The following is a 23,550-nucleotide window of genomic DNA, read 5'->3' as shown; positions in this document are numbered from 1 at the left end:
GCGGATTTCCTTTGAGTGAGGCACGCCGCCACTATAGCCCATTTGATCTCCGCAACCGGCCATGCACTGCCTGACTTCCGTGGCCATTCTGGCAGTTTGCTAAACTGTAACCCTGAACCACTGCGGAGATGTTCCATGCGCTTGCGCCACCTGCTGCTTGCGGCAACGCTGCTCGGCAGCGTCCTGCCCGCCCAGGCCTGCCGCATGACGATGGCGCTTGAGCAATGGCCGCCCTACCTGTATCGCGATGCACAAGGCAACTATACGGGGCTGGACCTGGAGCTGCTGCGCGCCATCTTCAAGGAAGCGCGCTGCACCTTGCTGAGCGTGCCGGAACTGCCCACGGCGCGACGCCAGCTGCTGTTCCAGAAAGGAGGGCTGGACCTGATGCTGGCCGCCTCCGACACCTCGGAGCGCCATGCGTATGCGCGTTTCAGCGTGAGCTACCGCGACGAAGCCGTGGGCATCTTCGGCAAGGCCGGCACGCACGCAGCGCAGCGCCATGTCGGCAGCTTCGCGCAGCTGGCGCGCGGCAAGTCGACCTTGCTGGCGCCCAAAGTGGGCTGGTATGGCGCGCAGTATGCGGCGGCCCGGCCGGCGCTGGAAAAGGCCGGCCGCCTGAATACCTTTGGCAGCTTCCGGCAGGGCATCCGCATGCTCGACGCGGGCCGCGCCGACCTGTTGCTGGGCGACGTGCTGGCCGTACGCCACGAAGCGCGCCTGCAGGGCGTCGCCTTGAACACCCTGCCCTTCCTGGTCCTGCGCGCCCCCGTGCACCTGATGCTCAATGCGCGCACGACCAGCAGCGACGACCTGGCGCGCCTGAACGCCGCCATCACGCACCTGGAACAGCGCGGCGTGCTGGCGGCGATACGCAACAGCTACGAAGCGCCGTAGAACAAGCCGCCCTGGTGGTCGAGCAGCAACATGGTCTATTGCTTACTGCCTGCTGCACCAATTACGTCGCGATACGGGCGAAGCGGCCGCTGTTGAAATCCTCGAACGCCTGCGCGATTTCCGCCTCGGTATTCATGACGAAGGGGCCATGGCCGACGATGGGCTCATCGATCGGCGCGCCGCTCAGCAGCAGTACCACGGCATCGCTGTTCGCCTCGACGGTGATGCTGTCGCCATCGCGTGCGAACAGCGCCATCTGCGCTTCGCGCACCACGCTCTCGCCATTCACCAGCAGCGTGCCGTGCAGGACGATCAGCGCCGTGCTCCAGCCGGCGTGCACCGGCAGCTGCGTCAGCTTGCCCTGCGCCAGGCGCAGGTCCCACACCCGCATCGGCGAAAACGTGCGGGCCGGGCCATGCAGGCCAGCGAAATCGCCGGCGATCACGCGCACCGAGCCGCCGCCGTCCGGCAGCGTCACGGTGGGAATCGTGTCGCTGGTGATGGCCTGGTAGCCGGGCGCCGTCATCTTGTTTTTCGCCGGCAGGTTCACCCACAGCTGCACCATTTCCAGCGTGCCGCCCGACTGCGTGAAGGCAGGCGAGTGAAACTCTTCATGCAGGATGCCGGCACCGGCCGTCATCCACTGCACGTCGCCGGGGCCGATCACGCCGCCCTTGCCCGTCGAATCGCGGTGCGCCACTTCGCCCTTGTAGACGATGGTCACTGTTTCAAAGCCGCGGTGCGGGTGCGAACCGACGCCGGGCGGACGCGTGCCGGGCGAAAATTCGGCGGGGCCGGCATAGTCGAGCAGCAGGAAGGGGCTCAGCTGCTTGCCATGGCCGGTGTACGAAAACATCGAGCGCACGGGAAAACCGTCGCCGACCCAGTGCTGGTGCGGTGCGCTGTAGATACCTGTGACTGTGTTCATCTCAATCTCCTGTGGGGTGTGCATGACGATGGAGTCAGAATACTCTTGCAACGATAGAGGCGCTAGACGGTAAAATTCGCCATCAGCGTTCCAAAAATAGAACGATCAAGGAGGCGGCATGCAGGATTTGAATGACTTGTATTACTTTGTGCAGGTGGTCGACCATGGCGGCTTCGCCCCGGCCGGACGCGCGCTGGGCATGCCGAAATCCAAACTCAGCCGGCGCATCGCGCTGCTGGAAGAGCGTCTCGGCGTGCGCCTGCTGCAGCGCACGACGCGGCATTTTTCCGTCACCGACGTGGGCCAGACGTTTTACGAGCATTGCAAGGCGATGCTGGTGGAAGCGGAAGCGGCACAGGAAGCGATCGAGCTGACGCGGGCGGCGCCGCGCGGCACGGTGCGCCTGTCCTGCCCCATTGCCCTGCTGCATTCGCTGGTCGCGCCAATGCTGGCCGGCTTCATGCGCGAACATCCCCAGGTCACGCTGCTGCTGGAAGCGAGCAACCGCCGCGTCGACCTGGTGGCCGAAGGCATCGACGTGGCCATCCGCGTGCGTCCGCCGCCGCTGCCCGACAGTGACCTGGTGCTGCGCGTGCTGGCCGAGCGCAGCCAGTGCATGGTGGGCAGCCCGCTGCTGTTCGGCGACGCCGCCAGGCCAACCGCGCCGGCCGACCTGGCCGACTGGCCCAGCCTGGCCCTGGGTCTGCCGCAACAGCACTACCAGTGGGACTTGCACGGCCCGGACGGCGCGCGCGCCCAGCTGCGGCATACGCCGCGCTTCGTCACGGGCGACATGCTGACCCTGCGCGACGCGGCCGTGGCCGGCGTGGGCGTGGTGCAGCTGCCGACCATGATGATCGTCGAACAGGTAGCCAACGGCAGCCTGCTGCCGCTGATGGCGCAGTGGCGGCCGCAGCGCGAAATCATCCACGCCGTCTTCCCGTCACGGCGCGGCCTGCTGCCGGCCGTGCGCGCGCTGATCGACTACCTGGCGCACAGCTTCGCCGCGCTGGAAGAAGAGTGAGGCTTTTCAGGTACGATGGCGTACCCGCCAATCGCCTGGATACCGCATGCGTTTATTGATTTTGTCGGACCTGCACCATGAGTTATGGCGCGAGGATGCGCCGCAAGGCGATCTTGCGCTCAGCCTTCCCGATGCCGTGATCCTGGCCGGCGACATCGACACGGGCACCCGCGCCGTCGCTTGGGCGGCCAGCACGTTTGCGGGCCTGCCGGTGCTGTACGTGCATGGCAACCACGAAGGCTATGGCCACCATCTGGACAAGGTGCGCCAGGAGCTGCGCAGCGCCTGCGCCGCCACGCAGAACGTGCATTTTCTCGACGCCGACAGCCACGTCATCACCGACCAAGCCGGCAAGCAGATGCGCTTCCTGGGCGCCACCCTGTGGACGGATTTCCGCCTGCTGGGCGACGACACGCGGCAAGCGGCCATGCACGACGCGCAAGCCATCATGAACGACTACAAGCGCATCCGCCTGGCCAACATGGGCTATCGCAAGCTGCGCGCGGCCGATACGGCCATGTTCCACGCGCAGCAAAAGGCCTGGCTGGCGCGCGAACTGGCGCAGCCGTTCGAAGGCCGCACCGTCGTCATCAGCCACATGGCGCCGTCGCTGCTGTCGGTCGATGATGCGTATGGCAGCGAGGCGTGTTCGCCCGCCTATGCTTCGCGCCTGGACGACCTGGCCGCGCAGGCGGATCTGTGGGTGCATGGCCACCTCCACGTCTCGCGCGACTATCGGATCGGCCAGTGCCGCGTGGTCAGCAACCCGTGCGGCTACAAAACGCGCAGCGGCACGCCGCAAAATCCCGCTTTTGATCCGAACTTCATCGTCGAGCTGCCAGCCCGTTAATCCTCAGGCTTCAGACGCCCCGCCAGCCACTGCTGCAGGCGGTGCTTGCCGGCGAGGCTTCCGACTGGTGCGCGCCAGCGCCGCCGCGCAGCCTGGCGGCGGCCAGCCGAATACACGGCTTGGGCGTGGCTTTCACTTTGATTTTCATGGCACCATGCGCCAACGTTGTTAATTTGTCGCAGCCGCCTTTTCCTTGGCGATGCGGGCATCGAGCTTGGCCTCATTTTTGGCCGCGTAGTCGCTGCACGCCAGCGCATCGATGAAGGGATTCGGCGTGACGCCCTCCAGCAATTGCGTCAGCTTGCGGTCGCCGCCGGAGTGGTCGGGATGGGCCGAGATCAGGATGTCGCACGGCAGTTTGGCAAAGTCCTGCATGACGCGGCGGAAGGCCGGCGTCAGGTCCGCATGGCGTTCATCGCCCAGGTAGTGAAAATCGTCGGCCGCCACCGGCGTGAGGCTGGCGCCGAACACCACGTTCAGGCAGTCCTGACGCTGCGCATCCTCGCACGAGACCCAGGTCCAGCTGGTGCTGCCCGGCGTATGGCCGGGCGTGTAGCGCGCCGTGACGCTCACGTCGCCCAGCTGCAGGGTTTCGCCATCGGCGATCTCGCGCACGTTTTCCACCGCCGGCATGGGGTCGATTTCGCCCGCTTGCGGGTCCAGCGCGAGCACCGCTCCCGCGCGCAGCGCCTCCGCACCCAGCGGACTGGCGACCACTTGCGCACCGCTGTCGCGGGCCAAGGCGGCGATGCCGCCCGAATGGTCGAAATGCGCTTCCGTATTCAGGATGAATTTGATGTCTTGCAGGCGAAAGCCCAGCTCGAGGATATGTTCCTTGATGGCGGCCACCGATTGCGGCAACGCGCCATCGATCAGGATCAAGCCTTCGCGCGTGTCGATCAGCACCACGCTCAAGCCGCCCACGCCCACGTAATAGGTGTCGCCGTGGATGCGCGCCGGTTGCTGCGGGCGATTCCACTGCGCCGCATACGGCGAGGCGATCGGCTGCGTCAGGGGATCGATGGCGGGCGTGGCGGCATGTGCCGTCAACGGCAGCGCCATGGCGGCCAGCGCGATACTGAGCAAGGTCTTGGGAAGGAAGAAAGGCGGCATGCGGCTCCAGGAGTGAGTGTGTGGTAATCGATGCCATAGGGTAACGTCGCCACCCTGGCGCGGTCAAGCAGACGGACGCAGCGACTTGCGCTAGGATAGAGGCCCATAGACCTGCCGCGCGCCTTGCCGCGCCCACTGCCATGCGTTTGCTGATCCTGTCCGACCTGCACCTGGAAGTCTGGGGTGAAGACACACCCGCCATCGACCTGGCCACCAGCCGCCCCGACGTGGTGATCCTGGCCGGCGACATCGCCACGGGCAACCATGCCATCGCCTGGGCCGCGCGTACCTTCGGCGCCCTGCCCGTGCTGTATGTGCACGGCAATCACGAGGGCTATGGGCACCAGCTCGAACACATGCAGGACGCCGTGCGCGATGCCTGTAGCAGCGCCAATGCGCAGGGCGCCAACATAGGCCTGCTCGACGGCGACGCCGTGGTCTTGAACGGCGTGCGCTTCCTCGGCATCACGCTGTGGACAGACTTCCTGCTGTTCGGCGCCGACAGGTACGAGGAAGCCTTGAACGCGGCGCAAGCCTACATGCCCGACTACAAGCGCATCAGCACGGGTGGCGACGCACCGCGCCTGCTGTGCGCCAGCGACACGGCGCAGCTGCACGCGCGGCACAAAACCTGGCTAGCCGGGCAACTGGCGCAACCGTTCGCCGGCAAGACCGTCGTCATCACGCACATGGCGCCATCGATGCTGTCGGTGGACGAGCAATACGCGGCCAACCTGGGCTCGCCAGCATTCGCCTCGCAGCTGGACGAACTGGTGGCGCAGGCGGACTTGTGGGTGCATGGCCACATGCACGCTTCGCTCGACTACCAGATAGGCGAGTGCCGCGTCGTGTGCAACCCCTGCGGCTACAAGCGGCCCGATGGTACGCCGGAAAACGAACGCTACGATTCCGGCTTCATCGTCGAACTCGATAACGCGGTTGAAGGTTTCCGATAGCGCAGCTGTACCACACCGCTCGGTAGCGGGCGCGTGTCTTCCAGGCGCCAGTCGCTGCGCGGCAGCGCGTCATCGAACAGGCGCACGCCCTTGCCCAGCACCACGGGCAACACGGACAAGGTCAGGCTGTCGATGACGCCCTCGCGCAAGCCGGCGCGGATGACGGCGCCGCCATCGAGATACACGTGGCGGCAGCCCTCCTCGGCCAGACCTGCCAGCACTTCGCGCACGCCGCCTTCGCGGCGCTGCTCGCCATGGCGCGGCGCGAAGTCGCGGTGGCTGAGTACCACCACGCGCTTGCCCGCATACGGCCACGGCTCGAACCCCAGCACGGCGTCATACGTGGTGCGGCCAATCAGCAGCGTATCGACTTGCGCCATCAAGGCCGTGTAGCCGGTGGCGTCGGGCGAGTCGGGCGCCAGCTCGGCCAGCCAGGACAGGTCGCCGTTCTCTCCTGCGATGCAGCCGTCGATGCTGATGCCAAGAAAAACGCTGACGAAAGTTTTTTGCATGAAGTACTCCCCAATTAATTCTACAGTGTAGAATTATGCCCATGAAACCGCCAAAACTTCAAGCTATTGAAAATCCCGTGCGCCGCGCGGGCCGCCCCCGCCGAATCGCGCCCGCACTGGACAACGCCAGCATCCTGCACGCTGCCCTGGTCCTGCTGGAAGAACAAGGCGAAGCGTTTTCCATGCGCGCGCTGGCGCTAAGCCTGGGCGTCGATGCCATGGCCGTGTATCACTACTATGCGGGGAAAGAAGAGTTATTGCTGGCCTTGATGGCGCAGCGTTTTGCCGCGCTCGATCCGCGCCAGCCGCCGTTTACGCGACGCCAGGCAGCGCCACGGCGTGTGCTCGCGCTGTGCGCGCTGTACCTGGAACTGGTCAGCGCCACGCCGTATTTCGTGCGCCTGATGGCGCGCGGGCTGGTGACGCAAGCCGACGTGGCCGAGCGGTTCACGGCACTGTTCGAGCAGGCCGTCGAGGGCCTCGATCTGCCTGAAAAAACCCGGCTGCGCGGGCGCGATGCGCTCGTCGATTTTTTACACGGCTATGCGCTGGCGGGCAGGCCCGCCAGCGAGACGCAATGGCACGCCTCCGTCCGCCTGATCCTGGCGGGCATGACCGCCGGTCACTAGCCTGGCATCAGGCCAGCAGCTTGAGCAGCGCCTGCGCGGCCGCTTCCGACGATGCGGGATTCTGGCCCGTGACCAGCAAGCCATCGGTAACCGCATACGGCTGCCAGTCGCCCAGCTTCGAGTAGACGCCGCCGTTTTGCTTGAGCATGTCCTCGACCAGGAAAGGCACGATGGAGGTCAAGCCGACGGCGTCTTCCTCGGTATTCGTAAAGCCCGTCACCTGTTTGCCGCGCACCAGCGGCGTGCCATCCTGCGCCTTCACGTGGCGCAGCACGCCCGGCGCGTGGCAGACGGCGGCGACGGGCTTGCCGGCGGCGATCATTTGCTCGATCAGCGCGATCGAATGCGGGTCTTCGGCCAGGTCCCACAGCGGACCATGGCCGCCCGGGTAAAACACGGCGTCAAAGTCAGCCGCCTTCACGTCGGCCAGCTTGCCCGTGTTGGCCAGCACTCCTTGGGCAAGCGCATCGAGCTTGAAGCGGCGCGTGGCGTCCGTTTGCGAATCCGGTTCGTCGCTTTTCGGGTCCAGCGGCGGCTGGCCGCCGTTGGGCGAAACCACCGTCAGCTTCGCGCCCGCTTCCTGCAAGGCATAGTAGGGCGCGGCGAATTCTTCCAGCCAGAAGCCGGTTTTCTTGCCCGTGTCGCCCAGTTGATCGTGCGAGGTCAGTACCATCAGGATGTTCATGTTGTTTCCTTTTATGTCAGGGTTACAGTGCTGCTTCGAGGATACGGCGGCTGCGCGCGAGGTCGATATCGCGGTGTTCGCCGAGCGAGGTCATGCCGTGTGCTGCCAATTGTTTCAGTACCGCTTCCACCGCTTCCTGGCCCAGCTGGTAAGCGGACAAACGGGTCGGGATGCCCAGGCCTTCAAAGAAGGCGCGGGTGCTGGCGATGGCCATGTCGATGCGCTCGTCGTCGCTGCCCTGCGTGATGTTCCAGACACGCTCGCCATACTGTAGCAATTTGCCGCGTTTCTGCTCGCGCTGTACGTCCAGCAGCGCGGGCAGCACCAGGGCCAGCGTGCGTGCATGGTCGATGTCATACAGGGCCGTCAGTTCGTGGCCGATCATGTGGGTGGCCCAGTCCTGCGGCACGCCGGCGCCGATCAGGCCATTCAGGGCCAGGGTGGCCGTCCACATCAGGTTGGCGCGGGTAGCGTAATCGTCAGGCGCGGCGACCGCCTGCGGGGCGATCTCGACCAGGGTCTGCAGCAAGCCTTCGGCAAAGCGGTCCTGCACCATCGCCTGCGCCGGATAGGTCAAATACTGTTCCGTCGTGTGCACGAAGGCGTCGACCAGGCCATTGGCCACCTGCCTGGCCGGCAAGGTAAACGTTTTGCTGGGGTCGAGCACGGAAAATTGCGGGTACAGCAGCGCACTGCGAAAACTCAGCTTGTCATGCGTGGCTTTTTTCGTCACCACGCCGCCGCTGTTCATTTCCGACCCCGTGGCCGGCAAGGTCAGCACCGTGCCAAACGGCAGGGCTTGACGCACATTGGCGCCGCCGCGTTCGGCGATTTCCCATGGCTCGCCGTCGTACAGGGCGGCCGCGGCGACAAACTTGGTGCCATCGATGACGGAGCCGCCACCGACGGCCAGCAGGAAGTCCAGCTTGTCACCACGCACCTGCGCCACGGCACGCATCAAGGTTTCATAGCTGGGATTGGGTTCGATGCCGCCAAACTCCTGCACCGTGCGCTGGCCCAGCGCAGCGCGCACTTCGGCCAGGGTGCCGGTCTTTTCCGCGCTGGCGCCGCCGTACAAGATCAGCACGCGCGCATCGTGCGGCACCAGCGTGGACAATTTGGCGACGGTATCAAGACCGAAGACGATACGGGTCGGGTTATGGAATTCAAAATTTTTCATGCTGTCGCTCCAAATTATTAGACTGGTCGTCTATGACTCATTCAAAAAAACGCGGACGTGCTGCGTCCGCTTGCTGGCTGTCTATCGGTAACTGTCCGCCGGCAGCTGCAGCATGGCCAGGGTCGCCCGCCAGGCCGTTTGCAAGGCGCTGGCGTCGCGCCGCAGCTTGGTCAGCATGGCCGCTCCCAGCCACAGCTGGTACAAGGTGGCGGCCATTTGCGCCGGATCGGCCACCGATGGCAGCGAATCGTCCACCCTGCCCCGCGCGATGGCCAGGGCCAGCCTGGCGATGATGCGGTGGGTGCCATCGAGCAGCGCCACGCGCATCGGTTCGGACATGTCCGCCACTTCGCTGCTGAGCTTGACCACCAGGCAGCGGCAGTCGCAAGCGCTGCCATCGAGACTCTCGCTGGTCCAGCTGGACCAATACGCCATCAGCGCCTGCGCGGCATTCTTGCCTGGCTGTCCCAGCACGTCTTCCATCCCGGCCAGGTAGCCGGTAAGGTAATCTTCCAGCATCGCCTCGCCAAACAATTCCTTGGACTTGAAGTAATGGTAGAACGAGCCCTTGGGCACGTCGGCGGCCGACAAAATCTCGTTCAACCCCACGCCGGCAAAGCCCTTGCGCGTGATGATGGCCTTGCCCTGGTCAATAATGTGCTGGCGCACGTCGATGTATTCAGCTTTCATGCGAGGCATTGTAGCACAATTAGACCAGTCGTCTAGCTCAAATTAAACCCAGAGAAAAATTCTGGGGTCTGACCCTGAGGGTCCGACCCCGGCAGTGCCGCATTTGGGTTTGCTTCCTGGAGCTTATGCAAACTTCTTGAAATCCGGCTTCCTCTTTTCAAAGAAGGCCGTAAACGCTTCCTTCGCTTCGGCGCCGCCCAGCATGGCGCTGAACAGTTTGTTTTCCTCGGCGATGGCGGCCTTCATCGGTTCCATGCGGCTTTGCTTCATCAGGCGCTTGGTGGCGCGGATGGACGCTGCCGGCAGGGCCACCAGCTTGGCGGCCTGCCCTTGCGCGTACGTCATCAGGTCGTACAGGGGCACGACTTTCGACACCAAGCCCATTTCCAGCGCTTCGCTGGCCGGGAAGGACTCGCCCAGCATCAGCTTTTCCGCCGCGCGCGGGTAGCCGGCCAGTTGCGTGAGCAGCAGGCTGGAGCCGAATTCCGGGCACAGGCCCAGCTGCGTAAACGGCATCGAGAAGCTGGCGTTGTCGGCCGCATACACCAGGTCGCAGTGCATCAACAAGGTCGTGCCGATGCCGATGGCCGGGCCGGACACAGCTGCCACCACGGGCTTGCTGCTGCCGTACAGGGCGCGCATGAACTGGAACACGGGACGGTCATGGTCGAGCGAGCCATCCTTCGGGCGCGCCGTCTTCATGAAGTCATCGAGGTCGTTACCGGCCGTGAAAATCTCGCGCTTGCCGCAGATCAGGATGGCGCGTACTTCATCATCCGTCTCGGCCGCCACCAGCGCATCGGCCAGGGTCTGGTACATGGCGCCCGTGATCGCGTTCTTGCGTTCCAGGCGGTTGAATTCCAGGGTCAGGATGCCCTCGCTCTTGCTGCACAAAATATCCATGTCGTCTCCAAAAAGATAAAGGGCGCCGAGGTAATCCCGCAGCGCCCTGTTGTATTGCTTTAGCCCGTCAAGCTTATACGCGCTCGAAGATGCCTGCCGCGCCCATGCCGGCACCGACGCACATCGTGACCATGCCGTACTTCTGCTTGGTGCGCTGCAGTGCGTGGATCACGGTGGCCGCGCGGATGGCGCCTGTGGCGCCCAGCGGGTGGCCCAGGGCGATCGCGCCGCCCATCGGGTTGACCTTCGATGGGTCCAGGCCCAGGTCGCCGATGACGGCCAGGGCTTGCGCGGCAAACGCTTCGTTCAGCTCGATCCAGTCCAGCTGGTCTTGCGTGATGCCGGCGGCGGCGCACGCTGCAGGAATGGCGAATTTCGGACCGATGCCCATGATTTCCGGCGGCACGCCGCGCACGGCGAACGAGGAGAATTTCGCCAGCGGGGTCAGGTTATGCTCGCGCAGGATTTTCTCGCTGACGATCAGCAGCGCACCGGCGCCATCGGACATCTGCGAGCTGTTGGCGGCCGTGACGGTGCCCTTGGCGGCAAACACGGGTTTGAGTTTGCCCAGCGACTCCAACGTCGAATCGGCGCGCGCGCCTTCGTCGGTGTCGACCGTGCGGCGCGATACATCCACCTGGCCGGTGGCCAGGTTCGGCGTGCGCGTGATGATTTCGACGGGCGTCGTTTCGGCCTTGAAGAAACCGGCTTGCTGCGCGGCGATGGCGCGCCGGTGCGATTCAACGGAGAACGCGTCCTGCTGTTCGCGCGACACTTTCCATTGCTGCGCCACTTTCTCGGCCGTCAGGCCCATGCCGTAGGCCATGCCGATGTTTTCATCGCTGAACATGTCCAGGTTCATCGATGGGTGGTGGCCCATCATCGGTACCATCGACATCGATTCGATGCCGCCGGCGATCATCACGTCGGCTTCGCCCACGCGGATGCGGTCGGCCGCCATGGCGATGGCCGTGATGCCCGAAGCGCAGTAACGGTTGACGGTGACGCCGCCCACGGTTTTCGGCAAGCCGGCCAGCAGCACCGAGTTACGCGCAATATTAAAACCTTGTTCCGCTTCCGGGAACGAGCAGCCGATGATGGCATCGGTGATCAGTGCCGGGTCGAGGCCAGGCGCTTGCGCCAGGGCCGATTGCAGCACGCGCACCAGCAGGTCGTCCGGGCGGGTGTTTCTGAACATGCCGCGCGGCGCCTTGCCGATCGGGGTGCGGGTTGCAGAGACGATGTAGGCGTCTTGAAGTTGTTTGCTCATTTTATTCTTTCAAAGATGTTGAACGAGGTTCGTGTTCTGTCGAATGTCCGGGATGCTGGTCTATCGCTTCTGCGACAAATACCAGTCCACCGTCACCTGTGCCGCCAGCGTGCCTTCGGAGTCGAAGATATCGACTGCCACGGGAAACGCCACCTTGCCATCCTGTGCCAGCTGCGCCTTCAGTGCAGCCAGGTCGCCCGGTACCCGGCCTTCGGCGCGCGTCGCGCCCCGGGCCAGCTTCTGGTACTGAATGCGCGACTCCTTGGCCACCGGGCGCAAGCCCAGTATCAGCTCGGCGAAGCCGCCAGCCATGGCCGCGCCGGACGCCGTTTCGGCCAGCGTAAACAAGGCACCCGCGTGCTGCGTGCCCAGGTGATTATGCAGTTTTGGATCGTCCGGCATCGACACCTTCGAGGTGCCGGCGCCGATGTCGTCGATGCTGATCCCCAGCAGCCGCACGAAGGGCAAGGTGTCCATCATCTGTTGTTTGATACGGTCATACACCATGCTTGGCCTCACGCGCAGCAGTACTTTAAAAACAAGGGACAGGATCGTCATCGACGTTGTGCTTAGTTGCGTACCGGCTTACCGGTCTGCATCATGCCCATGATCCGTTCCTGGGTTTTCGGATGGTTCAACAGCTCCAGGAATGCCTTGCGTTCCATATCCAGCAGCCACTGCTCGCTGACGAAACTGCCCTGGTCCACGTCGCCGCCCGATACGATCTCGGCGATCATCTCGCCCAGCTTGAAGTCGTGCGCCGAAATGAAGCCGCCGTCGCGCATGTTGACCAGCTGCGCCTTGATGGTGCCCCAGCCGTAACGGCCCGTGACCTGGATCAGCGACGGCAGTTGCGGACGGAAGCCCGCGTCAAACATGGCGCGCGCTTCGACCTTGGCCACGTGCAGCAGCTCGTAGGCGTTGAACACGATCACGTCGTCTTCTTTCAGGTAGCCCATTTTTTTCGCTTCCAGCGCCGATTTCGACACGTTGGCGGTGGCCGCATTGGTGAAGCCCGTTTTCAGGAATTGCAGGATGTCGTTACCCTTGGCTTCCTTGTAGGCGCGCTGCGCCGCTTCCTTCAAGCCGCCGCCGGCTGGAATCAGGCCCACGCCCACTTCCACCAGGCCGATGTAGGACTCGATCGAGGCCACGCGCTTCGAGGAGTGCAGCGCCAGCTCACAACCGCCGCCCAGGGCCAGGCCAGCGACTGCAGCGATCACCGGCACGTTCGCGTATTTCAGCGACATGAAGGTGTTTTGCAGTTCGGCGATGATCGGGTCGACCGCTTTCACGCCGCCTTGCATGAACGCCGGCAGGGCCGATTGCAGGTCGGCGCCGGCCGAGAAGGCACCGCCTTCGGCTGCGTCGGCGTGCCAGATCACCAGGCCCTTGAAGTTCTTCTCCGCTTCTGCCAACGCGAGCTTGAGTCCGTTAATCACGCCTTCGCCGATCACATGCATCTTGGTCTTGAACGAGATGATCAGGACATCGTCGCCCGTATGCCAGACACGCACGGATTCGTCTTCAAACACGGTGGTGCCGGCGGTCTTGCCGTCGATGGCACCGCTGCCCAGGACGGGCGCGCGGAATGGCTGGCGGTCATACACGGCCAGGCTCGAACGGGGTACGAAGCTGTTCGACACGGCCGAGTAGGAACCTTCGGGCGTGTGCACGCCGCCTTTTTCAGCGACCGGACCTTCGAATACCCAGGCTGGCAAAGGTGCATTGCACAGCGCATGGCCGGCGTCGATGTCTTCCTTGACCCAGTTGGCCACTTGCAGCCAGTTCGATGCCTGCCACGTTTCAAACGGACCGACGTTCCAGCCGAAGCCCCAGCGCATGGCGAAGTCGATGTCGCGCGCATTGTCGGCCACGGTGTCCAGATGAATGGCGATGTAGTGGAAAGCGTCGCGGAAGATCGCCCACAGGAACTGGCCTTGTGGATTCGTCGATTCGCGCAGCGCCTTCATCTTCTTGACCGGATCCTTTTCTTTCAGGATGCGGGCGATGATGTCGGCAGCCTTGGCGCCGCCAGCGACGTATTCACCGGTGGCGAAATCGAGGCGTTGAATCTCCTTGCCGACTTTCTTGTAGAAGCCCGCGCCGCTCTTCTGGCCCAGCGCGCCTTTTTCCACCAGTTGCGCCAGCACGGCCGGCGTCTTGTAGACGGCAGCGAACGGGTCGTTCGGCAGGTAGTCCTGCATGGTCTTGATCACATGGCCCATGGTGTCCAGGCCGACCACGTCCGCCGTGCGGAAGGTGCCCGACTTGGCGCGGCCCAGCTTGGAGCCCGTCAGGTCATCGACGACGTCCACGGACAGACCGAATTTCTCGGCTTCGTGCACGATGGCCAGGATACCGAACACGCCAACGCGGTTGGCGATGAAGTTCGGCGTATCCTTGGCGCGCACGACGCCCTTGCCCAGGGTGGTGGTCAAAAAGCCTTCCAGCTGGTCGGCGATTTCAGGCTTGGTGAACTCGGTCGGGATGATCTCGACCAGGTGCATATAGCGCGGCGGGTTGAAGAAGTGCACGCCGCAGTAGCGCGATTTCAGGTCGGCGTCGAAGCCTTCGGCCAGCTTGGTGATCGACAGGCCCGAGGTGTTCGAGGCGAAGATCGCGTTCGGGCCGATGTGCGGTGCGACCTTTTGATACAGGTCGTGTTTCCAGTCCATGCGCTCGGCGATGGCTTCGATGATCAGGTCGCAACCGGCCAGCAGGTCCAGGTTGTCTTCGTAGTTGGCGACCTGGATCAGCGATGCATCATCCTTGTTGCCCAACGGCGCAGGCGACAGTTTTTTCAGGTTCTCGATGGCGCGCAGCACGATGCCATTCTTCGGCCCTTCTTTTGCCGGCAGGTCGAACAGCACGACCGGCACTTTCGCGTTGATGCAATGGGCGGCGATCTGCGCGCCCATCACGCCGGCGCCGAGGACGGCTACTTTTTTAACGATGAAATTGGTCATATTTTCCTCAAGTCTTAGAACAGGTCTGCGTCGAGTGCCATCAGGTTGGCCGAACCGGAACGCGCCTGACGGATCAGGGTTGCCGTTTCAGGCTGCAAGCGGGCGAAGTAGAAACGTGCGGTAGCCAGTTTGGCGGTGTAGAAGGTGTCGCCGCTGGATTCTTTTTCGAGAGCGATCTTGGCCATCTGCGCGAACAGGTAGCTGTAGATCATGTGGCCGACGACACGCAGGTATGGCACGCATGCCGCGCCCACTTCGTCAGGATTCTGGAAGGCTTTCATGCCGATTTCCATGGTCAGCTTGGTGACTTTGTCGCCCAGGTCGCCCAGTGGGGTGACGAATTCGCTCATCGCTTCATCGGTGCCGTTGTCTTCGACAAACGCCTTGATCTTTTCGCCGAACTTGCGCAGCTTGGCGCCGTTGTCGCCGAGGATCTTGCGGCCCAGCAGGTCCAGCGACTGGATCGTGTTCGTGCCTTCGTAGATCATGTTGATGCGCGCGTCACGCACATACTGCTCCATGCCCCACTCCGAGATGTAACCGTGGCCGCCGAACACTTGCATCGCTTCCGAGGTGGCGATCCAGGCGTTGTCGGTAATGAAGGCCTTGATGACAGGGGTCAGCAGCGCCACTTCGTCGGCGGCTTCCTTGCGCACGTCGGCGTCCGGGTGGTGCAGTTCGCGGTCGATCTGCAGCGCCACGTAGGAAGTGAAAGCGCGCGCGCCTTCGGCGTAGGCTTTGCCCGTCAACAGCATGCGGCGCACGTCAGGGTGCACGATGATGCGGTCGGCCGGCAGTTCAGGGTTCTTGATGCCGGACAGCGAACGCATTTGCGTGCGGTCCTTGGCGTAGATCAGTGCATTCTGGTAAGCGATTTCCGTCAGGCCCAGCGATTGCATGCCCACGCCCAGGCGGGCCGCGTTCATGAAGACGAACATGGCGTTGAGGCCCTTGTTCGGCTGGCCGATGATCCAGCCCTTGGCGCCGTCCAGGTTCATCTGGCAGGTCGAATTGCCGTGGATGCCCATTTTTTCTTCGATGGCGCCGCAGGTGATCGGGTTGCGCTCACCGACCGTACCGTCCGCGTTCGGCAGGAATTTCGGCACCAGGAACAGCGAGATGCCTTTCGAGCCTTCCGGCGCGTCCGGCACGCGGGCCAGCACCAGGTGCAGGATGTTTTCCGCCATGTCGTGCTCGCCGGCCGAGATGAAGATCTTGTTGCCGGTGATGGTCCAGGAACCGTCCGCCTCAGGCAGCGCCTTCGAGCGCAGCAGGCCCAGGTCGGTGCCGCAGTGCGGTTCGGTCAGGCACATGGTGCCCGTCCATTCGCCCGACACCAGTTTCGGCAGATACACTTCCTTCTGGTGGTCGGTGCCGTGTTCCTTCAAGCACTCGTAGGCGCCGTGCGACAAGCCAGGGTACATGGACCAGGCCTGATTCGACGAGTTCAGCATTTCATAGAACGAGTTGTTCAGCACGACAGGCAAGCCCTGGCCGCCATATTGCGGATCGCAAGCCAAGGCCGCCCAGCCGCCTTCGACGTACTGCTTGTAGGCTTCTTTAAAGCCTTTAGGCGTGGTCACGCTTTTCGTGACGGGATCGTGGTGGCAGCCTTCGCGGTCGCCGGAGTGATTCAGGGGGAACAATACTTCGGAAGTGAACTTGCCGCCCTCTTCCAGTACCTGGTTGATGATATCGGCGTCGACGTCGGCGTACGACGGCATTTGCTTCAGTTCTTCTTCCACTTGCAGGAACTCATGCAGAACGAATTGCATATCCCGGATTGGCGCGACGTATTGACCCATAATTTTTCTCCTGAAGGCGTTTAGCTAAAGTGTTGTACTTGTGAACTGCGTGTGCGTTGCTGCGGATACTGCCTGACGGCTTATTTGCTTGTGACGGAATTCTGGTACGACGCCAGCAGGCGGATAAAGCCCGCTTGCGCCCGTTCGATGCTGCCCGGCACGCGCAGGAAGCGCGCATCGTGATGCAGGGCCAGGATCAGGCCATACATCTCGTACACCAACTGCTGGGCGTCCGTGTCCGCCTTCAGGTCGCCCGTGGCGATCGATTGCTCGACACAGCGCAGCAGCGCGCCTTGCCAGGCCCGTACCATGGCCACCAGGGAGTCGCGGATGGGGCCGGGACGGTCGTCATACTCGACGGCGCCGCTGATATAGATGCAGCCGGAAGCGATTTCCACGCTGACCCGCTTGACCCAGCGCGCAAACATCGATTGCAGGCGCTGGATGCCGCGTGGCTCTTTCATGCTGGGAAAAAAGACTTCTTGCTCGAAACGATAGTGGTAGAGCTTCAGCACTTCCATCTGCAAGTCTTCGCGCGAGCCAAAGTGGGCAAACACGCCCGACTTGCTCATGTTCATTTTGTCCGCAAGCAGCCCAATGGTCAGGCCTTCCAGGCCGTCGCGGCTGGACAAGTCCAGCGCCACGTCGAGGATGGCTGCACGGGTCAGTTCGCCCTTGCGCATGAATTTGACTGAAGTATTCAAGAGGTCCGTTCTAAAAGTGATGTTGCCGATTTGGCGGACTGAAGCGAGGGTAAAAAAAAGCACGCTCCGAAAAAATCCGAACGCTCGTACTATTATCCACTACCACGTAAAAGTCAAACGGGAACTTTAGAGCCGGTGTTCTATTGGTGCAGCGCAGCATTTTTTGGCCGCGTGTTTGTAGCGATTTCAGGCAGGCAAAAGCGGTGCGCGCCCTTGCATGACAGCAACAAGCGCGCCTCAGTCGAGGCCGCCTGCCTTGCTCAATTGACGGCGGTCGCGCTTGGTCGGCCGCCCTTTGATGGTGGTGCCCGGCTCACGGAACAGCTTGCGCTCCTCCGCCAGCTGCTCGCGGCGGGCGATGCTGGCCGGCGTTTCGCCGTACAGCAGACGCGCCACAGGCGCCGCGCCGCGCTTGTCGGACAGGCCCAGCACGGCCACTTCCCAGGTTTCCGCGCCATTGTCGATGGCCAGCTCGTCGCCCACGCGCAGGCTGCGCGCCGGTTTCACGCGCTCGCCGCCCACTTTGACCTTGCCCGTATCGACGGCTTCGCTGGCCAAGGAGCGCGTCTTGAAGAAGCGCGCCGCCCACAGCCATTTATCCAGCCTTACCGTTGTCATCTCGTTCATGCGTACTTGCCTACTGAAAAAATGCGCATCACCAGCCGGTACACGAGGAAGGCGGCTTCGTAGCCGATGCGCCGGACACGGCCGATGTGCTTGAAATCGTCCTGGTGAATCACGATGCCGTCGGCCACGCCCTGCTCGATGTGCTGGCGCAGGCTTTGCGCGAAGGCCACGTCCTTGATGACCACGTTCGCTTCCTGATTCAGGAACAGGCTCAGCGCGTCAATATTGCTCGAACCCACTGTCGCCCAGTCATCGTCGACCACGGCCACCTTGGCGTGCAGCTGCGTCTTGCGGTATTCGACGATTTTCACGCCGGCAGCCAGCAGTTTCGGATAGAACGAGTGCGCCACGGCATCTTGCATGCGAAATTCGCCCACGCCGATCAACAGCACCACGTCGACGCCCCGCTGGGCCGCCTGGGCCAGGGCGTGGCGCAGCTTGTGCCCGGGCGCGAAATACGGGTTGGCCAGCATCACGCTCTTGCGCGCCTGGCCCAGCGCCTGCAGGTAGGCGCGCTGGATGGTACGGCGGTTGCGCAGGTTGTCGCGCACGACAAAGCCGGCCACGACGGGGTTCTTCGCCAGTTCCTTGCTGACCACGCGCATCTTGCGGTACAGCTTGATACGCCGCACCAGGTTCATTTTTCCCAATCTTGCCCACTGCGCCTGCACTTCCTCATGGATGGCGTCCACCAGCGGGCCCTTCACCTGCACGGCGAAATCCCAGCGCGGCGCTTCCAGGCTGATGCTGTGGTCATAGTCGCAAAACATGTCGTCGTTGATATTGATGCCGCCCACCAGGGCAATTTCTCCATCGGCGACGCAGATCTTGCGGTGCGTGCGCGTGATGCCGCGCCGGAACCAGGGGTTGAAGATGCGGTGGTGCACGCCGGCCGCTTCCAGCTGCGCATGCATGGCTTTCACGCGGCGGTTGCCCGTGCCAAACCAGTCCGTGATCATGCACACCAGCACGCCGCGCGCGGCCGCGCGTTTCAGGGCATCGAGCACCAGGGTGCCCGTGGCGTCATCGGCAAAGATATACGTCTCGAAATACACTTCCGAGCGCGCGCCATCGATGGCGGCTATCAACGCGGGAAAGTAATCGGTGCCGCAATACAGCAGCTGGATGTCGTTGTGGGCGATGAAATTGACTGTGCGCATGCGAGCAGCCTACGCGAGTTTCAAGGCAGCAACGATCGGCGCGTGGTCCGACAGTTTTGCCCACAGCGTGCCATGCATCACTTGCGCGCCTTCCACGTGGAAACCGCGCACATAGATGCGGTCCAGGCGGAACCACGGCAAGGCGGCGGGAAAGGTGCGCGCCGGTACGGGGACCGGTGTTTTCGTCTGGCGCCGCGCCAGGGTGCGTACCAGGTCGCCCAGGGCCGAGTTCGACGCGCGCTGGTCGAATACCTCGACCACGCCGAGCGCATTGCGCAGCTTGTCGCTGAGCGTGTTGCGCCAGTCGTTGAAATCGCCCGCGATGATGACGGGCTCGCCATTCGGCGCCGATTCCAGGACGGCGTCGATCAGCGCCTGCGTCTGGCGGCCCCGCCCCGATTCGAACAGGCCCAGGTGCACGACATAGCAGTGCACGTCGGCCTGCGGCGTCTTGAGCACGCAATGCAGGATGCCGCGCTGCTCGTAGGCATGGTCGGAGACGTCGTGGTTGGTTTGCGAGGCGATGGGAAACTTGCTCAGCAAAGCGTTGCCGTGGTGGCCATGGTCATACACGGCATTCATGCCATACGCGGAATGGTGTTCGGCGCCGGCAAAGAATTCATGCTGCGACGCTTCCGGCCAATGCTTGTGGCCGTTGTTCTCGGCGCCATAGCGGGCCGCATTGCGGTCATGCTTGCCTTGCACTTCCTGCAAAAAGACGACATCGGCATTGAAGAGAGCGATCGCCTGCTTCAAGGCGTGCACCCTGGGCAAACCCCGCACGGAGGAGACACCCTTGTGTATATTATAAGTTGCTACGCGGATTTTCATGCCATGATTCTACTCCCAGACACGCCCCGCGCGGCGCCAACGTAGGTGCGCGTGCGCACCTAAACGCACACAATCACGCCAGCATGCGTCCCACGCCCGCCGTCACGCTGACGAGCAGCGCGGTAATGCCGGCCGCCCAGACGATCTTGACCAGCAACGGTGCGCCGCGCCAGGCCACGGTGCGCTTGCCCTTGGCAAAGGCGCCCGGATGCAGCAGCCAGCCAATCGCCATCAGCGGCATGCCGATGGGCGGCGTGCGGCCGGGCACGGTGGAGCTGAACAGCAGAAAAATGAAGCACAGGCAGAAAACGATGCCCAGGGTGCCCAGCAGTTTTTGCTGCGCAGTCAAGTGTAACCAGTTCAACATGGAATGCTTTCTAGGGAAATCAGGTGGGACGCGCCAGGCCCGTCATGGCCGGCAATTGCAAAATCGCTTCCGCATTGGAAGAGGAAAAACACCGGTCGGCCGCCGCCAGGTACGGCAGCCACGCGTAATGCAGGTGTTCGCGGGGACTCAGCGTAATCAGCGTGTCGCGCGGCACTTGCACGCTGAACACGTGTTCCGTGTTGCGCGTCACGCCGGGCGCATAGCGGTGGCGCCAGATCGGATAGATCTCGTACACATTCGACAAGTTCCAGTCGCGCAGCACGATGTGCTGTCCATCGACGACGATGCCGGTCTCCTCGCACAATTCGCGCGCGGCCGTCTGCAGCAGCGGTTCGTCGACGGCATCGACGGAACCGGTCACCGATTGCCAGAAACCGGGCTGGCCCGCGCGCTCGATCAGCAAGACGTCCAGATCAGCCGTATGAATGACGACCAGCACGGAAACGGGAATTTTATGAGTCATATCAACAAAGGCGCCTTAAAGCGCCTTTTTTTGCATAGCATTATCAAACAGCGGCCGCCGCAGCGGCCGCATGCTGCATTACGCTACTTTTGGCTCGGCGCCGCGTAAACGGATGTGCAGTTCGCGCAATTGCTTCTCGTCCACTTCCGACGGCGCTTGTGTCAGCAGACACTGGGCGCGCTGGGTTTTCGGGAAGGCGATCACGTCGCGGATCGAATCGGAACCCGTCATCATGGTCACGATACGGTCCAGGCCGAATGCCAGGCCGCCATGCGGTGGCGCGCCGTATTGCAGGGCGTCGAGCAGGAAGCCGAACTTCAGCTGCGCTTCTTCGGCATCGATTTTCAATGCGCGGAAGACCTTGCTTTGCACTTCTTCGCGGTGGATACGGATCGAACCGCCACCCAGTTCCCAGCCGTTCAAGACCATGTCGTAGGCCTTGGCGATGCAGGCGCCCGGATTGGTTTCCAGCATGTCTTCATGGCCGTCTTTCGGCGCCGTGAATGGATGGTGGGTTGCCGTCCAGCGGTCCGCTTCTTCGTCGTGTTCAAACATCGGGAAGTCGACCACCCACAATGGCTTCCACACGTCCTCGAACAGGCCGGCTTTCTTGCCGAACTCGCTGTGACCGATTTTCACGCGCAGCGCGCCGATGGCGTCGTTGACGACCTTGGCCTTGTCGGCGCCAAAGAAGATCAGGTCGCCGTCTTGCGCGCCCGTCTGCTCGAGAATCGTGGCCAGCACGTCGGCAGGCAGGAACTTGACGATCGGCGATTGCAAGCCTTCAGGGCCCTTGGCCTTCTCGTTGACCTTGATGTAAGCGAGGCCCTTGGCGCCGTAGATGGCGACAAATTGCGTGTAAGCATCGATTTCCGAACGCGGCATGCTGCCGCCTTGCGGTACGCGCAGGGCCACCACGCGGCCGCCCTTCATGTTGGCGGCGCCGTTGAAGACCTTGAACTCGACCGTTTTCATGATGTCGGTCAAGTCCGTGAAGGCCAGCTTGACGCGCATGTCCGGCTTGTCGGAACCATACAGGCCCATCGCTTCGGCGAAATCCATTACCGGGAACGGGTTCGGCAAGTCGATGTTCAGGGTGTTCTTGAAGACGACGCGGATCATGTCTTCGAACAGGTCGCGGATTTCCTGTTCCGTCAGGAACGAGGTTTCGCAATCGATCTGCGTGAATTCAGGCTGGCGGTCAGCGCGCAAGTCTTCGTCGCGGAAGCACTTGGTGATCTGGTAGTAACGGTCAAAGTTAGCGACCATCAACAGTTGCTTGAACAACTGCGGCGATTGCGGCAAGGCGAAGAAGCTGCCCGCGTTGACGCGCGACGGCACCAGGTAGTCGCGCGCGCCTTCTGGCGTGGACTTGGTCAGCATCGGCGTTTCGATGTCGATGAAGCCCAGCGCGTCGAGGTACTTGCGCACTTCCATCGTTACCTTGTAGCGCAGGCGCAGGTTGTTCTGCATTTGCGGGCGGCGCAGGTCCAGCACGCGGTGCGTCAGACGCGTCGTTTCCGACAGGTTGTCGTCATCGAGCTGGAACGGCACGGGCACGGACGGGTTCAGCACTTCCAGTTCCGAGCAGACCACTTCGATCTTGCCCGATTTCAGGTTGTTGTTGATGGTGCCGTCGATACGGTTCGTCACGACGCCCGTCACGCGCAGGCAGAATTCATTGCGCACGGCTTCGGCGACCTTGAACATTTCCGCTTGTTCCGGGTTGCAGACGATTTGCACCAGGCCTTCACGGTCGCGCAAGTCGATGAAAATCAGGCTGCCGTGGTCGCGGCGGCGATGTACCCAGCCGCACAGGCTGACGGTTTGTCCCAGCATGGCTTCGGTGACGAGGCCGCAGTATTCAGTACGCATAGACATAAAATTCTCAGTTCAGGTTAGTGAGTGTTCAATCCGGCCACGTCCCGCGTGGGACGCCTGCCTTTATTCTTTGGCTGCCGGGGCCGGTACAGCAACAACTTCCGCAGGCGCTACCACGCCCATCGAGACGATATATTTGAGCGCCGCATCGACGCTCATGTCGAGTTCGACGACATCGCTACGTTTCATCATCAGGAAAAAGCCCGATGTCGGATTCGGCGTCGTCGGCACGTACACGCTGACATAGTCGCCTACCAGGTGATTCGCCGCATCGCCGCCCGGCACGCCCGTCAGGAAAGCGATGGTCCAGGAATTCTGATGCGGATACGGCACCAGTACAGCCTTGCGGAAGGCATTGCCCGACGGGGAAAACAAGGTATCGGACACTTGCTTGACGCTGGAATACAGGGAATTGACGATGGGTATGCGTTGCAGCAATTTTTCCCACAGCTTCACCACATAGTTGCCGACCAGGTTATTCGTCAGCAAGCCCGTGAAGAACACGATCAGTACCGTCAATACCGTGCCCAGCCCTGGAATGGTGCTCAGCGCGGGAAGCTGGTGGCCGAACCAGACGCTGGGCTTCGTACTGCCGGGCACCAGCAACAGCGACTGGTCCATCGTGCTGATCACCAGATTCAAGACCCAGGCCGTAATGGCCAGGGGTACCAAAATCAGTAATCCGGTAATAAAGTATTTACGCATCGGTTTCTCGGTAATGGAACGTATCGGCGCGGCGCGCTTGTCAGTCCGCTTTCGGCGCAGCGGCAGCCGGGGCGGACGCAGGCGCCGCGGCAGGCGCGCTCTCGGCAGCCGGGGCGGGCTTGGCGCCATCGGCCGGGCCCGTCGGAATGGCCGTGGTGGGCGCCGTGCCGCCACGGAAATCGGTCGCGTACCAGCCAGTGCCCTTCAATTGGAAACCGGCGGCCGTCAATTGTTTCTTGAAACTGGGCTTGCCGCACGACAGGCACACCGTCAGTACTGGATCGGAGATCTTTTGCAAGACGTCCTTGGCAAAACCACACTCGTCACAACGGTAAGCATAAATCGGCATCTCTACTCCGAGAAAATCATCAAAAACCCTG

26 protein-coding genes are annotated in these 23,550 nt (G+C 62.7%); 5 read left to right on the top strand and 21 right to left on the bottom strand.

What is annotated here, in order from left to right:
- Positions 1-135: 135 nt before the first annotated feature.
- Positions 136-897: a substrate-binding periplasmic protein gene (locus CNX70_RS03895; protein ID WP_096233598.1), complete on the top strand. Its 762-nt coding sequence runs from the start codon at positions 136-138 to the stop codon at positions 895-897.
- Between the two features lie 61 nt (positions 898-958).
- Here CNX70_RS03895 and CNX70_RS03890 read toward each other — a convergent pair whose 3' ends face one another.
- Positions 959-1,825, bottom strand: a complete 867-nt coding sequence (locus CNX70_RS03890; RefSeq protein WP_096233596.1) for a pirin family protein — start codon at positions 1,823-1,825, stop codon at positions 959-961.
- 118 nt (positions 1,826-1,943) lie between these two features.
- Between CNX70_RS03890 and CNX70_RS03885 the strand changes: the two genes are divergently transcribed.
- Both CNX70_RS03885 and CNX70_RS03880 read left to right on the top strand, forming a co-directional pair.
- On the top strand, positions 1,944-2,849 hold the full coding sequence (locus tag CNX70_RS03885; protein WP_096233594.1) for a LysR family transcriptional regulator: 906 nt from the start codon (positions 1,944-1,946) through the stop codon (positions 2,847-2,849).
- Positions 2,850-2,895: 46 nt separating this feature from the next.
- Entirely contained in the window at positions 2,896-3,699 is an 804-nt protein-coding gene (locus tag CNX70_RS03880) for a metallophosphoesterase family protein (protein WP_096233592.1), read from the top strand.
- A 10-nt stretch (positions 3,700-3,709) separates the two neighbouring features.
- On the opposite strand, the gene CNX70_RS27960 is transcribed toward CNX70_RS03880, so the two are convergent.
- Positions 3,710-3,847 (bottom strand): hypothetical protein, encoded by a 138-nt coding sequence (locus CNX70_RS27960; RefSeq protein ID WP_157750891.1) that lies wholly within the window; start codon positions 3,845-3,847, stop codon positions 3,710-3,712.
- Between the two features lie 20 nt (positions 3,848-3,867).
- The gene (gene bla / locus CNX70_RS03875; RefSeq protein ID WP_096233590.1) at positions 3,868-4,812 is read right to left on the bottom strand and encodes a subclass B3 metallo-beta-lactamase; all 945 of its coding nucleotides are present in this window, start codon (positions 4,810-4,812) and stop codon (positions 3,868-3,870) included.
- A 140-nt stretch (positions 4,813-4,952) separates the two neighbouring features.
- On the opposite strand from bla, the gene CNX70_RS03870 reads away from it, so the two are divergent.
- Positions 4,953-5,768: a metallophosphoesterase family protein gene (locus tag CNX70_RS03870; protein ID WP_096233588.1), complete on the top strand. Its 816-nt coding sequence runs from the start codon at positions 4,953-4,955 to the stop codon at positions 5,766-5,768.
- Here CNX70_RS03870 and CNX70_RS03865 read toward each other — a convergent pair.
- Positions 5,714-6,280: a dihydrofolate reductase family protein gene (locus CNX70_RS03865; RefSeq protein ID WP_096233586.1), complete on the bottom strand. Its 567-nt coding sequence runs from the start codon at positions 6,278-6,280 to the stop codon at positions 5,714-5,716. The genes CNX70_RS03870 and CNX70_RS03865 overlap by 55 nt on opposite strands.
- 41 nt (positions 6,281-6,321) lie before the next feature.
- Between CNX70_RS03865 and CNX70_RS03860 the strand changes: the two genes are divergently transcribed.
- On the top strand, positions 6,322-6,909 hold the full coding sequence (locus tag CNX70_RS03860) for a TetR/AcrR family transcriptional regulator (RefSeq protein ID WP_167389607.1): 588 nt from the start codon (positions 6,322-6,324) through the stop codon (positions 6,907-6,909).
- Between the two features lie 7 nt (positions 6,910-6,916).
- On the opposite strand, the gene CNX70_RS03855 is transcribed toward CNX70_RS03860, so the two are convergent.
- The 17 genes from CNX70_RS03855 to CNX70_RS03775 form a co-directional block, all read right to left on the bottom strand.
- Positions 6,917-7,594, bottom strand: a complete 678-nt coding sequence (locus CNX70_RS03855) for a type 1 glutamine amidotransferase domain-containing protein (protein ID WP_096233582.1) — start codon at positions 7,592-7,594, stop codon at positions 6,917-6,919.
- 22 nt (positions 7,595-7,616) lie between these two features.
- Positions 7,617-8,774 (bottom strand): iron-containing alcohol dehydrogenase, encoded by a 1,158-nt coding sequence (locus CNX70_RS03850; RefSeq protein WP_096233580.1) that lies wholly within the window; start codon positions 8,772-8,774, stop codon positions 7,617-7,619.
- 81 nt (positions 8,775-8,855) lie between these two features.
- Positions 8,856-9,464, bottom strand: coding sequence for a TetR/AcrR family transcriptional regulator (locus tag CNX70_RS03845; RefSeq protein ID WP_096233578.1), 609 nt, complete (start codon positions 9,462-9,464; stop codon positions 8,856-8,858).
- A 123-nt stretch (positions 9,465-9,587) separates the two neighbouring features.
- The gene (locus CNX70_RS03840) at positions 9,588-10,367 is read right to left on the bottom strand and encodes an enoyl-CoA hydratase (RefSeq protein WP_058050031.1); all 780 of its coding nucleotides are present in this window, start codon (positions 10,365-10,367) and stop codon (positions 9,588-9,590) included.
- 73 nt (positions 10,368-10,440) lie between these two features.
- Positions 10,441-11,637, bottom strand: a complete 1,197-nt coding sequence (locus CNX70_RS03835; protein ID WP_096233576.1) for an acetyl-CoA C-acyltransferase — start codon at positions 11,635-11,637, stop codon at positions 10,441-10,443.
- Between the two features lie 60 nt (positions 11,638-11,697).
- Positions 11,698-12,195, bottom strand: coding sequence for a PaaI family thioesterase (locus CNX70_RS03830; protein ID WP_243420105.1), 498 nt, complete (start codon positions 12,193-12,195; stop codon positions 11,698-11,700).
- Positions 12,196-12,206: 11 nt separating this feature from the next.
- Positions 12,207-14,606 (bottom strand): 3-hydroxyacyl-CoA dehydrogenase/enoyl-CoA hydratase family protein, encoded by a 2,400-nt coding sequence (locus CNX70_RS03825; RefSeq protein WP_096233572.1) that lies wholly within the window; start codon positions 14,604-14,606, stop codon positions 12,207-12,209.
- Positions 14,607-14,620: 14 nt separating this feature from the next.
- Entirely contained in the window at positions 14,621-16,411 is a 1,791-nt protein-coding gene (locus CNX70_RS03820) for an acyl-CoA dehydrogenase C-terminal domain-containing protein (protein ID WP_096233570.1), read from the bottom strand.
- 80 nt (positions 16,412-16,491) lie between these two features.
- Positions 16,492-17,094, bottom strand: a complete 603-nt coding sequence (locus tag CNX70_RS03815) for a TetR/AcrR family transcriptional regulator (protein WP_096233568.1) — start codon at positions 17,092-17,094, stop codon at positions 16,492-16,494.
- A 258-nt stretch (positions 17,095-17,352) separates the two neighbouring features.
- Positions 17,353-17,742 (bottom strand): RNA-binding S4 domain-containing protein, encoded by a 390-nt coding sequence (locus CNX70_RS03810; RefSeq protein WP_096233566.1) that lies wholly within the window; start codon positions 17,740-17,742, stop codon positions 17,353-17,355.
- Positions 17,739-18,902 carry a cardiolipin synthase ClsB gene (gene clsB, locus CNX70_RS03805; RefSeq protein WP_096233564.1) on the bottom strand — a complete coding sequence of 388 codons (1,164 nt, stop codon included), beginning with the start codon at positions 18,900-18,902 and terminating at the stop codon, positions 17,739-17,741. The genes CNX70_RS03810 and clsB overlap by 4 nt, the downstream gene beginning before the upstream one ends.
- A gap of 9 nt (positions 18,903-18,911) precedes the next feature.
- Entirely contained in the window at positions 18,912-19,733 is an 822-nt protein-coding gene (locus tag CNX70_RS03800; protein ID WP_071079700.1) for an endonuclease/exonuclease/phosphatase family protein, read from the bottom strand.
- 73 nt (positions 19,734-19,806) lie between these two features.
- Positions 19,807-20,100: a hypothetical protein gene (locus tag CNX70_RS03795; protein WP_072457749.1), complete on the bottom strand. Its 294-nt coding sequence runs from the start codon at positions 20,098-20,100 to the stop codon at positions 19,807-19,809.
- 19 nt (positions 20,101-20,119) lie between these two features.
- Positions 20,120-20,584: a dihydroneopterin triphosphate diphosphatase gene (gene nudB / locus CNX70_RS03790; RefSeq protein ID WP_096233562.1), complete on the bottom strand. Its 465-nt coding sequence runs from the start codon at positions 20,582-20,584 to the stop codon at positions 20,120-20,122.
- A gap of 78 nt (positions 20,585-20,662) precedes the next feature.
- Positions 20,663-22,465, bottom strand: coding sequence for an aspartate--tRNA ligase (gene aspS / locus CNX70_RS03785; protein WP_167389606.1), 1,803 nt, complete (start codon positions 22,463-22,465; stop codon positions 20,663-20,665).
- Between the two features lie 63 nt (positions 22,466-22,528).
- Positions 22,529-23,170 (bottom strand): DUF502 domain-containing protein, encoded by a 642-nt coding sequence (locus CNX70_RS03780; RefSeq protein ID WP_096233558.1) that lies wholly within the window; start codon positions 23,168-23,170, stop codon positions 22,529-22,531.
- Positions 23,171-23,210: 40 nt separating this feature from the next.
- Entirely contained in the window at positions 23,211-23,519 is a 309-nt protein-coding gene (locus CNX70_RS03775) for an FmdB family zinc ribbon protein (protein ID WP_071079705.1), read from the bottom strand.
- Positions 23,520-23,550: the final 31 nt, after the last annotated feature.

The sequence above is a fragment of the Janthinobacterium svalbardense genome, from assembly GCF_002327145.1.
Classification (GTDB): domain Bacteria; phylum Pseudomonadota; class Gammaproteobacteria; order Burkholderiales; family Burkholderiaceae_D; genus Janthinobacterium; species Janthinobacterium tructae.
This window is presented reverse-complemented; position numbering and strand designations above follow the sequence as displayed.

Bases quoted from the DNA above. Each gene is read 5' to 3' on its own strand.
- CNX70_RS03895 (WP_096233598.1), top strand. From the start codon at position 136: ATGCGCTTGCGCCACCTGCTGCTTGCGGCAACGCTGCTCGGCAGCGTC.
- CNX70_RS03890 (WP_096233596.1), bottom strand. From the start codon at position 1,825: ATGAACACAGTCACAGGTATCTACAGCGCACCGCACCAGCACTGGGTC.
- CNX70_RS03885 (WP_096233594.1), top strand. From the start codon at position 1,944: ATGCAGGATTTGAATGACTTGTATTACTTTGTGCAGGTGGTCGACCAT.
- CNX70_RS03880 (WP_096233592.1), top strand. From the start codon at position 2,896: ATGCGTTTATTGATTTTGTCGGACCTGCACCATGAGTTATGGCGCGAG.
- CNX70_RS27960 (WP_157750891.1), bottom strand. From the start codon at position 3,847: ATGAAAATCAAAGTGAAAGCCACGCCCAAGCCGTGTATTCGGCTGGCC.
- bla (WP_096233590.1), bottom strand. From the start codon at position 4,812: ATGCCGCCTTTCTTCCTTCCCAAGACCTTGCTCAGTATCGCGCTGGCC.
- CNX70_RS03870 (WP_096233588.1), top strand. From the start codon at position 4,953: ATGCGTTTGCTGATCCTGTCCGACCTGCACCTGGAAGTCTGGGGTGAA.
- CNX70_RS03865 (WP_096233586.1), bottom strand. From the start codon at position 6,280: ATGCAAAAAACTTTCGTCAGCGTTTTTCTTGGCATCAGCATCGACGGC.
- CNX70_RS03860 (WP_167389607.1), top strand. From the start codon at position 6,322: ATGAAACCGCCAAAACTTCAAGCTATTGAAAATCCCGTGCGCCGCGCG.
- CNX70_RS03855 (WP_096233582.1), bottom strand. From the start codon at position 7,594: ATGAACATCCTGATGGTACTGACCTCGCACGATCAACTGGGCGACACG.
- CNX70_RS03850 (WP_096233580.1), bottom strand. From the start codon at position 8,774: ATGAAAAATTTTGAATTCCATAACCCGACCCGTATCGTCTTCGGTCTT.
- CNX70_RS03845 (WP_096233578.1), bottom strand. From the start codon at position 9,464: ATGAAAGCTGAATACATCGACGTGCGCCAGCACATTATTGACCAGGGC.
- CNX70_RS03840 (WP_058050031.1), bottom strand. From the start codon at position 10,367: ATGGATATTTTGTGCAGCAAGAGCGAGGGCATCCTGACCCTGGAATTC.
- CNX70_RS03835 (WP_096233576.1), bottom strand. From the start codon at position 11,637: ATGAGCAAACAACTTCAAGACGCCTACATCGTCTCTGCAACCCGCACC.
- CNX70_RS03830 (WP_243420105.1), bottom strand. From the start codon at position 12,195: ATGACGATCCTGTCCCTTGTTTTTAAAGTACTGCTGCGCGTGAGGCCA.
- CNX70_RS03825 (WP_096233572.1), bottom strand. From the start codon at position 14,606: ATGACCAATTTCATCGTTAAAAAAGTAGCCGTCCTCGGCGCCGGCGTG.
- CNX70_RS03820 (WP_096233570.1), bottom strand. From the start codon at position 16,411: ATGGGTCAATACGTCGCGCCAATCCGGGATATGCAATTCGTTCTGCAT.
- CNX70_RS03815 (WP_096233568.1), bottom strand. From the start codon at position 17,094: ATGCGCAAGGGCGAACTGACCCGTGCAGCCATCCTCGACGTGGCGCTG.
- CNX70_RS03810 (WP_096233566.1), bottom strand. From the start codon at position 17,742: ATGAACGAGATGACAACGGTAAGGCTGGATAAATGGCTGTGGGCGGCG.
- clsB (WP_096233564.1), bottom strand. From the start codon at position 18,902: ATGCGCACAGTCAATTTCATCGCCCACAACGACATCCAGCTGCTGTAT.
- CNX70_RS03800 (WP_071079700.1), bottom strand. From the start codon at position 19,733: ATGAAAATCCGCGTAGCAACTTATAATATACACAAGGGTGTCTCCTCC.
- CNX70_RS03795 (WP_072457749.1), bottom strand. From the start codon at position 20,100: ATGTTGAACTGGTTACACTTGACTGCGCAGCAAAAACTGCTGGGCACC.
- nudB (WP_096233562.1), bottom strand. From the start codon at position 20,584: ATGACTCATAAAATTCCCGTTTCCGTGCTGGTCGTCATTCATACGGCT.
- aspS (WP_167389606.1), bottom strand. From the start codon at position 22,465: ATGTCTATGCGTACTGAATACTGCGGCCTCGTCACCGAAGCCATGCTG.
- CNX70_RS03780 (WP_096233558.1), bottom strand. From the start codon at position 23,170: ATGCGTAAATACTTTATTACCGGATTACTGATTTTGGTACCCCTGGCC.
- CNX70_RS03775 (WP_071079705.1), bottom strand. From the start codon at position 23,519: ATGCCGATTTATGCTTACCGTTGTGACGAGTGTGGTTTTGCCAAGGAC.